The sequence below is a fragment of the Candidatus Binatus sp. genome, from assembly GCF_036567905.1.
Lineage (GTDB): Bacteria > Desulfobacterota > Binatia > Binatales > Binataceae > Binatus.
The window spans coordinates 111,939-124,766 of sequence record NZ_DATCTO010000012.1 but is presented as its reverse complement, the minus strand read 5'-3'; the positions used below and the strand labels follow the sequence as shown (position 1 = coordinate 124,766).

Genomic DNA, 12,828 nt, shown 5'->3' with positions numbered 1-12,828 from the left:
GATTTTTCGATTCGTTACTTTTTCACTGGGTGCAGGGCTCAGCCCCTGCCCGTGGGCACGGCCCGTGCTCACTCCTGCCATCGCGTGGTCGTGAAAAGATGCGCTGCGCAGATTTTCACGTCTTCCCACTGCGGTGCAGGGCTCAGCCCTGCCCAAGGAGGTGCGGAACCCACGGTGGGTTCCGCATATAATTAAGTTCCGTTTCTAACTACCATGTACGCTGCCGACACGATCGTAGCGCCTGCCACTGCGCCGGGAATAGGCGCCGTTGCGATCGTCCGCCTGTCGGGCCCGCGCGCATTCGAAATTCTCGACTCGATCTTCCGCCCTGTGCATTGCGCCGAACTCACGGCGCGAATGATGCGCTTGGGCGATGTCGTCGATCCCGCAACCGGCGCACGGATCGATCGCGCGCTCGCGGTCGCGATGCCCCATCCTGCCAGCCTCACCGGCGAGGACGTAGCGGAAATCCAATGCCACGGCGGTCCATTCGTTGTCCGCCGCATCGTGGCGCTCGCGATAACTTCTGGAGCGCGCCTGGCGGAACCGGGCGAATTCACCCGCCGCGCGTTTTTGAACGGCCGCATCGATCTCGCCGAGGCCGAGGCGGTCGCCGATATTGTCGCCGCGCGCAGCCAGTCCGCACTGGCGATAGCGCTCGATCAACTGTCGGGCGCACTTTCCGCGCGCGTCGCCGAGCTTCGCGCCCAGGTCGTCGCGATTCGCGCGCATCTCGAAGTCGAGATCGATTTCTCCGACGAGGACATCAGCCTCCCGTCAAGGCGCGAGGTCGGCAACGAAACCGAAATCGAGCGCCTCATCGCCGACGTTGCCGTTTTGCACGACAGCTTTGCGCGCGGCCTCCTGATCCGCGACGGGGTGCGCGCCACCATCGTCGGCAAGCCCAACGCCGGCAAGTCGAGCCTTCTAAATCTATTGCTGGGCGCTGATCGCGCAATCGTCACAGCGATCGCCGGCACTACTCGCGACGTGATCGAGGACTCGGTCCAGCTCGGCCCCTACGCGCTGGTGCTCAATGACACCGCGGGCGTGCGCGCTTGGACCGATGACGTAGAGCGAATCGGAATCGAGCGCACGATGCGCTCGGCGCGCGACGCGGACCTGCTGATCGCGATGTTCGATTCGTCGCGGCTGCTCGAGTCCGCGGATCTCGACGTGATTCGGCTGACGGCCGGCCGCCCGGGAATCGCCCTTCTCAACAAGCGCGATCTGCCCGCCGCGATCGCCCCCGGCGATCTTCGCGCGCGCGGGCTCGTCCTTCCGATCCTGCCGTTCTCCGCGATCAACCTCGATGAAGCCGCCGCTCTGCGCGCCGAGCTGACCAAAGCAATCGCGGCGCTGGTCGCTCCATCTGTGCCATCCTCCAGCGCGCAACTGACAATCTCCCGCGAGCGGCATCGCGACGCGCTCTCGATGGCTCTAGAAGCGCTCAAGAACGCCCGCAGCTCCGCGCTCTCGCTGATGCCGCCGGAGATCGTCGCGGTTGACATAATGGCCGCGGCGGCCGCGCTCGGCTCGATCACCGGCGAAGTCAGCACCGAGGACGTCTTAGACGCCATCTTCCGCGACTTCTGCATCGGCAAATGAAGGATGTCAGGCTCGGGCGTTGCGTGAGGAGTCAATAAAATTATGGAATGACGGTCGGCACCGCGTCTGGAACGAGAGAACCTTGAGGTGGCGCATCGGCCTTCACGGTCACCACATAGGTAACTTCTTCTCCCGTAGCGAGCGTCACGTTGATTTTCCAACTGCTGGCATCGGCGCCCACCAATTCGATCCGACCGGGGGCATTTTGCACCACGAGCGCATTGGGATTGTTGACCACCTTCAGGCCGGGGGCCGCACCTTCCTTTACGTCACTTATGGTGTAGTTCTGGCCCTTATTGATCGTCACTGGAATGGTGCGCTGTTTGGCCTTGGGCCCTGCCGCGAGCGCGGATGATCCGTTCGAGGCGATTAGCGCCAGCAACACCAGGGCGCTCGCAATTAAACGGCGAGTACTCGCCTTGGTATTAGCCTCTTCGATTATCATTTGTTCTCTCCCCCAATGCCGAAACGAATCGGCGGCCATAGTAAGCGGGAACTTCATTTTGGCCGGAATTTTCCATTCTCAATCGTGAATCGGATTAGCACCGACACCGAGCGTATTTCAAATGCGAAGTTCGAGCTTGGTTTGCGGAGGCCTGATTGCCACAAGCACTCCATCCTTCACGCCGCCCACGGGCGAATAGTCCAAGCTTGGGCAGCGCCGGGTACATGCGTTCAATCATTCACACGGCGAAGAAAAAGATCCGGGGTCCCTCGGCTACGCTCGGGATGACACAAAAAGTTGACGACCCTCGTGTCATTCTGAGCCGCTGCGGCGAAGAATCTCGCCGGACAACGAACACTCCGGCGTCCGGCGTCAGCCAGACACGCGCTGGCGCGCGCGAGTTCCTTCGCGGCGCTCAGGATGACTCAAAAAAAAAGTTCTAACAGGCCTCCGCCCGCGGCAGGGGTCGCGCGCGGCAGGGCTGAGCCCTGCACCCAGTATTAAGAAACCGCGCTCCCCGCGGTTCTTCCATCGCGTAGTCGCGAAAAGATGCGCTGCGCAGATTTTAGCGTCTTCTCACTGCGGGTGCAAGGGCGGCAGCCCCTGCCGCCCACCGCGCAGGTGATTCTTCTAATTGTAATATTTTACTACTTCTAGATGTACCGTGCGCGAGCGCGGCGCTTTGCGCGAGGCGCGCATGCGGGCCATAATCGCTGACTCGCAAATGAACTACGACGTCATCATCGTCGGCGCCGGCCATGCCGGTATCGAAGCCGCGCTCGCCGCGGCCAGGATGGGTGCGAGCACCCTGATGCTCACGCTCAACCTCGATCATATCGGCCAGATGTCATGCAACCCCGCGATCGGCGGTATCGGCAAGGGCCATCTGGTCCGCGAGATCGACGCGCTCGGCGGCGAGATGGGTGTGGCGATCGACGAGACGGGAATTCAGTTTCGCTTCCTCAACACGCGCAAGGGACCCGCCGTTCGCGCGCGCCGCGCGCAGGCCGACAAGGCCGCCTATCGCGCGCGCAGCAAGCGGGTGCTCGAGCGAACCGCCAACTTGCAGGTGCGGCAGGCGAGCGTCGAGCGCTTGATCGTCGCGGACGGCGCGGTGCGCGGCGTCGAGTCGCAGGTTGGCGAGGTCTTCGAAGCGCCCGCCGTGATTCTCACGACCGGCACGTTCCTGAAGGGCCTGGTCCATATTGGGCTCAAGAATTATTCGGCGGGCCGCGCCGGCGATTTCGCCGCGATGGGTCTAAGCGACCATCTGGCGGATTTGGGCTTTCGAGTCGGCCGCCTCAAGACCGGCACCTGCCCGCGCCTGGACGCGCGCACGATCGATTACTCCGCCTTGGAGATCCAGCCGGGCGACGAGCCGCCGCCGCCGTTCTCGTTCCGCACCGGGCGGATCGCGCAGGCCCAGGTTCCCTGCCATCTGACGTTTACCAACTCGCGCACCCACGAAATAATCCGCGGCGGCATCGACCGCTCGCCGATATACTCCGGGGTGATCCAGAGCAAGGGACCGCGCTACTGCCCGTCGGTCGAGGACAAGGTGATGCGCTTCCGCGACAAGGAGCGCCACCAGATTTTCCTCGAGCCCGAGGGCCGCGACACGGTCGAGGTTTATCCCAACGGCCTGTCCACCAGCCTGCCGCTCGACGTGCAGCTCGCGATGGTCCGATCGATAGGCGGACTCGAGCGGGCGGAAATAATGCGGCCCGGCTACGCGATCGAGTACGATTTTTCAGACCCCACTCAATTGACACCTTCACTGGAAACGAAACTTGTGCGCGGGCTCTACTTCGCCGGCCAGATCAACGGCACGACCGGCTATGAAGAGGCGGGCGCGCAGGGGTTGATCGCGGGAATCAACGCCGCGCTTAAGCTCCGCGGCGAGCCGGCGCTCATCCTGCGCCGCGACCAGGCCTATATCGGCGTGATGATCGACGACCTGGTCACGCGCGGGATCGGCGGCGAGCCGTACCGGATGTTCACCTCGCGCGCCGAGTATCGATTGCTGCTGCGCGAAGATAATGCCGACCGCCGGCTGTCGCCTCTGGGCGAGCGCCTGGGATTGCTCGACGCGTCGGCCGGCGCGCGCGTTCGCGCCAAGACCGAGGCCGTGCGCCGCGAGATCGAACGCCTCAAGTCGGTGCTGATACCCGCCACCGACGAGGTCAACGCGGCGATTGCGGCGTCGGGCTCGACGCCAATCGCGCAGCCGGTGCGCGCGATCGAGCTGCTCAAGCGTCCCGAAATCGGCTACGACACCCTGCTGAAGATGAGCGGCGTCGATTCGGGACTGAACCTCGACGAAGCTGCCGAGCTGGAGACCGAGATCAAATACGAGGGCTACGTGCGCCGGCAGGCGGATACGGTCGAGCGTTTTTCGCGCCTCGAGGAGACCGCGATACCGGACTGGGTGGATTTCAAGGGCGTGATGGGTCTTTCGACCGAGGTTTCGGAGCGGTTGTCTGCCGTGCGGCCGCGCTCGCTGGGGCAGGCGGCCCGGATGCCCGGAATAACGCCTGCGGCAATCTCGATCCTGGCCGTCCATATCAAGAGTCGGCGCGACCGCAACGCGCGGGCGATCTGAGCGGCGTCAGAACGTTTCACGTGAAACGTTTTCACAAATAATCTAATAAAATCGCGGCAAATATCGTTGGATATGGACGTTTCACGTGAAACATTCTGCCAGAAAAACCAAGCGAAAAGCCGCTAGTCCCGATGAGATCGGCGCGGAGGTGCGCGCTCAACTCGCCCCCGCAATCTCGGCACTCGGGGTAACGTCCAAGAACTCCGAGTTCCTGGACCGAATCGAGCGGATGGCCGCGACGCTCGCGCTGTGGGGTCCGAAGATCAATCTGACGGCGCATCCCAGCGACCCCGACGAGATCGTGTTCCACGTCTTCGACAGTATCATCCCGGTCTCGATTGCGGTCAGCTCGAAGATCCTGCGGCTCAACGCTCGGCTCGATCGCGAGCGCCGCTTTCTGGATATCGGCAGCGGCGCCGGCTTCCCGGGACTGGTGATTGCCGCCGCGATTAACGCGCAGGTGACGCTGGTCGAGGCGCGCCGCAAGCGGGCGACATTTCTGAGCGAGGCCGCAATCGAGATGGGGCTGGGCAACGTTCGGGTCCAATGCGCGCGCGCCGAGTCGCTCGACGTTCGCGACGGCTTCGACCTGGTCACCGCCCGCGCCGTCGGAAACCCTCGCGGGATTTTCGAGCTTGCCGGCCGCGCCTTGCATCCGGGTGGCGTGCTGATGCTCTACGCCAGCGCCGAGCAGAAGTTCGACGACATCGAAAATGCGGGCGCGGCTGCAAGCGCCGGACTGGTCGATCCGTCCGTGGCCGGATACGATTTGCGCCACGGCCGCCAGATGATGAACCGCGTCGTCGCGACCTGGTGCAGGGGCCAGCGCCTACACCCGAGTCAGGAATAAAACTTAATCGCCTGCGCGGCGCGCGGCAGGGGCTGCGGCCCCTGCACCCGCATTGAGAAGACGCGAAAATCTGCGCAGCGCATCTTTTCGCGACTACGCGATGGAAGAGCCCGCGCGCGACAACGGCGGGCGGCCTTAACACTGAGTGCAGGGGTCACCCCTGCACGTTTCACGTGAAACATTCGATCTAAAAAACCTCGTTAATTCAAGTGCTTGCGCGAATGTGATCGCGCGATTTGATTTTGCGCGAACGCGGGGATTTAATTATTTGCGAGCTCGATGTTTCACGTGAAACGTTAGCGCGGTTCGGATCTAGTTCTTCTTCTTTGCGAGGGTGCAGGGGGCAGGCCGTGGGGCGGGTAATCGCAATAGCCAATCAGAAAGGCGGCGTCGGCAAGACCACGACTGCGATCAACCTAGCGGTTGCGCTGGCTGACACGGGTCGGCGCGTCCTGCTGATCGACCTCGATCCGCAGGGCAACGCCACCTCCGGTATCAGCACGGCCGAGGATGTGAGCGCGGCGCGCGGCGGGGGCAAGACTATCTACCAGGCGCTGGTCGGCGGCTTGGCGATGGCGGAAATCCTGCGCCAGGTGCGCCCGACGCTGTCGCTGGCGCCGGCGGGCGACGACCTGGTGGGCGCCGAGATCGAGCTGGTGACGATGGAGGGTCGCGAGCGGCGCTTGCGAGCGCTCCTGGAGCCGCTGCGCGAACAATATAACTATGTTCTAATAGACACGCCGCCTTCGCTTGGAATTCTCACGCTCAACGCATTGGTCGCGGCGGATTCGGTGCTGGTGCCGATGCAGTGCGAATACTACGCGCTCGAGGGATTGAGCGCGTTGCTCGGCACTATCAACAAGGTCAAGGCGGCGCTGAGACCGGGACTCGAACTCGAGGGCCTGGTGCTGACGATGTTCGACACGCGAAATCGCCTCAGTCACGAGATCTCGGCGGAAGTCAGAAAGCATTTTCCGGAGAAAGTTTTTCGCAGCGTGATTCCACGCAGCGTGCGGATGTCGGAAAGCCCCAGTCATGGACTGTCCGTGCTCGAATACGAGTCGAAGTCGGCCGGCGCCGAAGGCTATCGCGCGCTGGCCGCGGAAATTATCGGCAGGGGCAGGGCTGAGCAGGGGTGAGCAGGGGTGACCCCTGCACCCAGTATTAAAACAAAGATGCGGGACGTCGTCCCTGTTAGAACTGGTTAAGGGGAAGATGTGCGAGTGGTATCTGTTTTTTGTGTCGTCCTGAGCGAAGCGAAGGAACTCGCGCGCGTAAGCGCGTGTCCGCCGACGCCGGACGCCGGAGTGTCCGTCGAGATTCTTCGCCGCAACGGCTCAGAATGACACAAGCGGTGTCCGCTCTTTGTGTCATCTCGAGCGGAGCCGAGGGACTCCGGATGCGGCGCCGAGAGGAATCTGGAAGCGATCACGATCGCGAATAACAAAGGACGAAGAGAATGATGCGGAAACCATTGGGACGCGGGCTCGATGCGCTGATCGGCACGGCGGCGGCGGGAATTGAAACTGGCGCGGACAACGCGAATGACAGCGGCGGCGGCGGAGCGCAATTCAAGCTGGCGCCGGTCGCGAGTATCACGGCGGGTCCGTTTCAGCCGCGGATAAATTTCGACAAGGAGCGGCTGGCCGAACTTACGCGCGCGATCCAGAGCCAGGGAATTATCGAGCCGCTGATCGTGCGGCGGATCGCCGGCGAATCGGCGGCGGGGGAAATCGAGGGGCCGCGCTACGAGCTGATCGCGGGCGAGCGGCGGCTGCGTGCGGCGCGCGCGGCGGGTCTGGAAGCGGTTCCGGTGGTGGTGCGGGAGCTTGACGATCGCGCGGCGCTGGAGATGTCGCTGGTCGAGAATATCGTGCGCGAGGATCTGAACGCGGTCGAAGAAGGGCTCGCGTTTTTCCGGCTGGTCGAGCATTTCGCGCTGACCCACGACGAAATCGCGGCGCGCGTCGGCAAGAGCCGCCCTTACGTCGGCAACACGATTCGATTGCTGGAACTGCCGCAGCCAATCCTGAACATGATCGCCAAGGGGGAGCTCAGCGCGGGGCAGGCGCGGCCGCTGCTGGCGATCGAATCGCCCGACGCGCAGCTGTCGGCGGCGCGGCGGATCGCGGCGGTCGGAATTTCGGCGCGCGGCGCCGAAGAGATGGCCACGGCGCATCGCCCCCGCACGTCGAAAACGGCAGCCGCGCGATCCGCGGCCGATGCCAATCTGAACGCGCTGGCCGAGGGCCTGCAACGCGCGCTCAAGCGCAAGGTCAGAATTTTCAAGCGGCGCGGGCGAAGTCCGGGAAGGATCGAAATCGATTACTACGACGATAACGATCTGACCGCGGTCGCCGAGATGCTGCTGGGGAATTCGCGGGCCTCATTGCGCGCATAGGGCAGGGGGTGACCCCTGCACCCAGGGTTAAGAACAGATGCGGGACTTCGTCCCTGTTAGAACTGGTTAAGGGGAGGATGTGCGAGTGGTGTCTGTTTTTTGTGTCATCCTGAGCGAAGTCGAGGGGCCCTGCCTCGTCCGCTTTGTTGCGGAAGGTGTCACCGACACACGGCCGCGCCTGCGGCGCGGGTGAGGGTGATGATTGCACGGGAGCGGCCCCTGCCGGCGGCGACGAGCATCGGGCGACCTCAAGCACAACTCGCAGTTTACGCTTCAGCTTTAATTGTACTTGACGCGCTATAATTCAAGTGAGAGTGTAGCGACCGCTGATTTCGCTTCGTCGTGGGTGGCGAATGTCTCAGGCGCGTTACGGCGAGATAGTTTCGTACAGAGCGAATGCCCTCGCGGCGGCATTGGTGATGCTGCTCGCCACGAGCGCAGCCTATCCGGCGCCCGCTTCGGCGGCAGGACTGACGGTCGCTCCCGCCATCGTCGCGTTCGGCAATCTGGTCTTCGGCGTCACCGATCAGCCGGTTACCGGACTGACTATTCAACTCAATGGCGCTGACTCCAGCGAGTTCACAATTACGAACGGCCGCGGTTCGACGTTGGCCAAAGTGACGCTTACGCCGACCGCGACGGCTACGGCGACATCGACCGCAACGGCCACGCCAACCGGCGCGGCAACGCCGACAGCGACCGCGACGCCAACCGCGCCTCCTGCTTCCGTGAAAGGCTTGGTAGCCGGGGGGCTTCTCTGGTACCCCGCGGTTTCGCTCGGACCAAACCTTTTAACCAATCCTGGTTTCGAACAACTGGGTACCGGCGGGAAGCCCATAGGCTGGACTGGCGGTACGTGGGGCACGCCGGGTTTTAGCATTGACTCCACCGTTTCCCATTCCGGTACCAACAGTTTGCGCCTCGATAATGCCAACCTCACGCCGATCTCCGATGCTTTCAACCAAAAGATTCCCGTAGGCGCGGGTGCGTACCGGTTCAGCGGCTGGATAAAATTGAATAATATGGCTGCCACGAAAGGCGCTGGCGTGCGCATTTGTTTAAATTCTTCCCTAGGCTCCGCTTGCAGTGGCATCCTGAAAGGCACCAGCGATTGGCAACAGGTTGAAGTTGCTACGATTCCTATCACGGGGGCTACCACCGCCAGGCTTTTGCTTCAGGCGTATGGCGAGCCGGACGGGACTGCCTGGTTCGACGACCTCGAGGTTCATGAAGAGCTCCCGCCAGCCATAAGCGCCTTTATGCGCTATCCCAACTACCGCGGTTATTTGTTTGACGACCAGTCCCAAACCATGAGCTTTGACGTACAGGTCAATCCTCCCGCGGGCACCGTACTTTCCGATTGGAGCGTGGATGCGAGCGTCATCGATGAAACCAATCAAAATGTCGTGCTCCATCAAGTGTTTTCTTCAGCAGTGGACTTCACAGCCGCGCTGGATGGCAGCGATTTGGTTCACGGCAGAACGTACCTAGTCAGATTTCAGTTGGTGCGGGCAACCGATGGCAGCGCGGTTTACGAGTATCCGCCCTATCGCGTTTTCAAAGTCGCTGGCCCCACTCGCCGCGCCAGCATGGCTATTTCAGTGAATGACGAAAACCAGATTCTTTTTAACGGCCAATCCAAGTTTTTGCTCGGCGTGTATGACGCGAGCTACGATGCAAACATCAATGCGAATGGCAATGTTTCCGACTGGGATAATTATTTAATCACCACTGACCGCTTGTATGAATTGCCTATTAATTTTTACTTGAATGAATGGTATTGGGGCGCATCGCCGCGTTCCGTGCGAGCGTTAGTGACCGCTTTGCGGGCTCACGGCATTTATTATAGTCATAGCAATAACTGCTTCTCTGCCAATCTTTCTCCGGCGGCTTACCCGGCCGACACCGACGACGCATACCTTTCGGCCTTGGCTGGAATAAGTCATCTGGGAGGAACGTATATTATGGATGAATGCGCACCTGCTCTAGCAGCGCCGTCTTTAATCAGAGCCAACAGATTCAAGAGCTTTAAGCCAGATGGTATTAATTGGGGCACCGGGGGTGATACCCAAAACAGGATGTACTATTGGCGGGATGTTCTGGATGTCGTAGCTACGGACGTGTATCCCCTCTATAGCACCGAGCCAGTTGGCGGATACCCATTGTACGAGGTAGCTGATGCTACCGCTGCCGTCAAAGCCACGATGCGAAGCTCCCGGCCTATTGTTACGGTTATCCAGTTTTTCCAGGACACGTATAAGGGCCGCTGGCCTACCCGAACCGAGTTGCGGGACATGTCATATATGGGCATTGCCGAAGGGTCTAACGGCGTGATGTATTGGAGCATGGGCAACAATGCGTTGGCCACTATTTGCAGTGGCATTGATGCATACCACTCGCCAACCAGCAGTGCTGCTGTCGCCAATCCTACGTGGTGCCAGGCCAAGACAGACAACTTCGACAATCTCCAGGCCGTGATCACGGAGCTTGACTCGCTGCAGCCGGCCCTGTCTTCCGTCGACAGGAACGATTTATTGGCCGGCAATTCAAACTCCGGCATCCGTACCAGGGTCAAATATGCGAACGGCAAGGGTTACCTCATCGCCTCCAACTACACCAATGCCACTACCACCGCCGCTTTCACCTGGAGCCAAGCTCCCAGCTTGGTCAATGTCTATAATGAGTCCCGCAGCGTAACCCTTTCCGGCAGTAGCTTCACCGATACATTTGATCCTTATGGGGCTCATGTATACGAAATTTCTACTCCCTGAGGTCGCGTCGCTCTCGGTCACCTTCGCTTTCTCCTTCGCAGGGCGAGGACAATAGAGCGTCAATCAACGGTATGAATGAGGAGAGAAGAAATCCTGGCCAGGGTGCAGGGACTGGCCCCTGGCCGTGGCGACGGCAGCGCAGTATTAAGCCGTTGGCAGGGGCCGCGCCCGCCAACGGCGGGCGGCCTTAATACCGGGTGCAGGGGTCCCCCCTGCCGTATCCTGTCCACTCCGCCCATGTACGGCCGCAAGACCTCGGGAATCGTCACGCTGCCGTCCTCGTTCTGGTAGTTCTCCAGCACCGCGATCAGAGTCCGCGGCAACGCCAGCCCTGAACCATTTAATGTATGCACCAGCTCGGGCTTGCCGCCCTTGGTCTTGAAGCGAATCTTCGCGCGGCGCGCCTGGAAGTCCGTGCAGTTCGAAATGGAGCTGACCTCGAGCCATTCGCCGCATCCCGGCGCCCACAGCTCCAGATCGTAAGTCACCGCGCTGGCGAAACTCAGATCCGCCGTGCATAGCTCGACCACGCGAAACGGAATTTTCAGCCGCCGGCAGATCTCCGAGGCATCGTTCACCATCTTGTGAAATTCGTCGTCCGACGTTTCCGGGCGGACCAGCTTGACCATCTCGACTTTGTCGAACTGATGCCCTCGCTTGATACCGCGCACGTCGCGCCCGGCCGACATCTTCTCGCGCCTGAAGCACGGCGTGTAGGCGGTCAGGTAAATCGGCAGGACGCTTTCGTCGAGGGTTTCGTCGCGATGGAGGCTGGTCAGCGGAACCTCGGCGGTCGGGATAAACCAGAAGTCATCTTCTATATCGCGGTACATCGTGTCAGCGTTCTTTGGAAAATGCCCCGTGCTCGTGACAGTCTCAGTATTCACCATCAACGGCGGGATTATTTCGAGGTATCCCTGCTCCTGCGTCTTGACGTCGAGCATCCACGCGATCAGCGCGCGCTCGAGCCTCGCGCCCGCGCCGCTCAGCACGTAGAAACGCGTGCCCGAGAGTTTTACTCCGCGATCGAAATCGATGATTCCGAGATTCTCGCCGATTTCCCAATGCGGGAGCGGCTTGAACGCGGTGAACTCCCGCGCCGTCCCCTCGGTTTTGATCACGCGGTTGTCGGCCTCGCTCGCGCCGGCGACGACGTACGGCCGCGGGATGTTGGGGAGAGTAAGCGCCAGCTCCTCGACCTTGCGCTCTGCGAGACCGAGTTGAGCGCCCAATTCCAGCAATGGGCTGCCGGCATCTGCCGCTTCACCTGCCGACGATGAGCCGGTGGAAAGCTTGGTCAACTTCTCTTCGTCGGCTTCCTCGGCGCGAATCTTGGCGATCTCGGCCGCGCGCTCGGCCGGCGGCAGCTTGCCGACCTCTCTTGCCCGCCGCTTGCGGTTGGCTCGGATTTGGTCGAGTTCGCCTTGAAGCTTTCGGCGCTTCTGGTCGGCCTCGAGCAGTCGATCGACTTCAGCGGGATCGATCCCGCGCTTGGCCAGTTCGCCCTTTACGAAATCGGGCCGTTCACGAATCAGCTTGATATCCAGCATTCAGAATGCGTTCCTCAGCAGTTCAATTTCCAGCCGCTTGCCCGACGCGTCAACCGCGATAATGTCGAAGCGCATCTCGATTTCGTCGGCGCGATAACGCGTCGCAAACGCTTCCGCCGCGCGCCGCATCCGCTTTTGCTTGCGCTCATCGACGGCCTCTTCGGGCGCGCCCGCCGCACGCGAGCGCCGCGTCTTCACCTCGACGAAGACCAGCGTCTCGCCGTCGATCGCGACCAGATCTATTTCCGCTCCGGCGGCGCGAAAATTCCTCGCGACGATCCGGTACCCATTGCGCCGCAGATGCTTTTCAGCAGCGTGCTCGCCGCGCCGCCCCAGCGCGCCCGCTCCGCGCAGCGCAGCCAGCCACGCCACCGCCCGGGCAGGATGTTGAAAAATCGCGCCAATTTTCGATTTCGATTTCAAGCGCGTCAACACCCCGCGCAAAAGCTGTCCTGTTTATTTTCCTCTCCCTGTAAGGAGAACTTTGCATAACCGGATGTTGATGCTGGAGCAAGACGCGCTGGCGCGCGAGATCCTTCGCCTTGCTCAGGATGACACAAAGAAGCGAGCGGCCACTCGGGTCATTCTGAGCGAAAGCTGC

The 12,828-nt window shown here is 61.5% G+C and carries 8 protein-coding genes and 1 pseudogene; 6 read left to right on the top strand and 3 right to left on the bottom strand.

Annotation, left to right across the window (positions count from 1 at the left end; translation table 11 throughout):
• Positions 1-213: 213 nt before the first annotated feature.
• The gene (mnmE, locus tag VIO10_RS01930) at positions 214-1,608 is read left to right on the top strand and encodes a tRNA uridine-5-carboxymethylaminomethyl(34) synthesis GTPase MnmE (RefSeq protein WP_331958492.1); all 1,395 of its coding nucleotides are present in this window, start codon (positions 214-216) and stop codon (positions 1,606-1,608) included.
• Positions 1,609-1,648: 40 nt separating this feature from the next.
• On the opposite strand, the gene VIO10_RS01925 is transcribed toward mnmE, so the two are convergent.
• Complete coding sequence (locus tag VIO10_RS01925; RefSeq protein WP_331958489.1) at positions 1,649-2,053, bottom strand: hypothetical protein; 405 nt, start codon at positions 2,051-2,053, stop codon at positions 1,649-1,651.
• Positions 2,054-2,750: 697 nt separating this feature from the next.
• On the opposite strand from VIO10_RS01925, the gene mnmG reads away from it, so the two are divergent.
• From mnmG to VIO10_RS01900, 5 genes are all read left to right on the top strand, one after another.
• On the top strand, positions 2,751-4,655 hold the full coding sequence (gene mnmG, locus VIO10_RS01920) for a tRNA uridine-5-carboxymethylaminomethyl(34) synthesis enzyme MnmG (RefSeq protein ID WP_331958486.1): 1,905 nt from the start codon (positions 2,751-2,753) through the stop codon (positions 4,653-4,655).
• Between the two features lie 85 nt (positions 4,656-4,740).
• Positions 4,741-5,505, top strand: a complete 765-nt coding sequence (gene rsmG, locus VIO10_RS01915; RefSeq protein ID WP_331958483.1) for a 16S rRNA (guanine(527)-N(7))-methyltransferase RsmG — start codon at positions 4,741-4,743, stop codon at positions 5,503-5,505.
• Positions 5,506-5,855: 350 nt separating this feature from the next.
• Positions 5,856-6,644 (top strand): ParA family protein, encoded by a 789-nt coding sequence (locus VIO10_RS01910; RefSeq protein WP_331958480.1) that lies wholly within the window; start codon positions 5,856-5,858, stop codon positions 6,642-6,644.
• Positions 6,645-6,964: 320 nt separating this feature from the next.
• Positions 6,965-7,906, top strand: a complete 942-nt coding sequence (locus VIO10_RS01905; protein WP_331958477.1) for a ParB/RepB/Spo0J family partition protein — start codon at positions 6,965-6,967, stop codon at positions 7,904-7,906.
• Positions 7,907-8,259: 353 nt separating this feature from the next.
• Positions 8,260-10,677: a hypothetical protein gene (locus VIO10_RS01900; RefSeq protein ID WP_331958474.1), complete on the top strand. Its 2,418-nt coding sequence runs from the start codon at positions 8,260-8,262 to the stop codon at positions 10,675-10,677.
• A 218-nt stretch (positions 10,678-10,895) separates the two neighbouring features.
• Here VIO10_RS01900 and serS read toward each other — a convergent pair.
• Together serS and VIO10_RS01890 are read right to left on the bottom strand one after the other, a co-directional pair.
• Positions 10,896-12,227: pseudogene (serS, locus tag VIO10_RS01895) on the bottom strand (serine--tRNA ligase); the annotation flags it as partial.
• The gene (locus VIO10_RS01890) at positions 12,228-12,650 is read right to left on the bottom strand and encodes a YraN family protein (RefSeq protein ID WP_331958468.1); all 423 of its coding nucleotides are present in this window, start codon (positions 12,648-12,650) and stop codon (positions 12,228-12,230) included.
• Positions 12,651-12,828: the final 178 nt, after the last annotated feature.

Coding starts and splice junctions, on each gene's coding strand:
- mnmE (WP_331958492.1), top strand. CDS start 214: ATGTACGCTGCCGACACGATCGTAGCGCCTGCCACTGCGCCGGGAATA.
- VIO10_RS01925 (WP_331958489.1), bottom strand. CDS start 2,053: ATGATAATCGAAGAGGCTAATACCAAGGCGAGTACTCGCCGTTTAATT.
- mnmG (WP_331958486.1), top strand. CDS start 2,751: ATGCGGGCCATAATCGCTGACTCGCAAATGAACTACGACGTCATCATC.
- VIO10_RS01905 (WP_331958477.1), top strand. CDS start 6,965: ATGATGCGGAAACCATTGGGACGCGGGCTCGATGCGCTGATCGGCACG.
- VIO10_RS01900 (WP_331958474.1), top strand. CDS start 8,260: ATGTCTCAGGCGCGTTACGGCGAGATAGTTTCGTACAGAGCGAATGCC.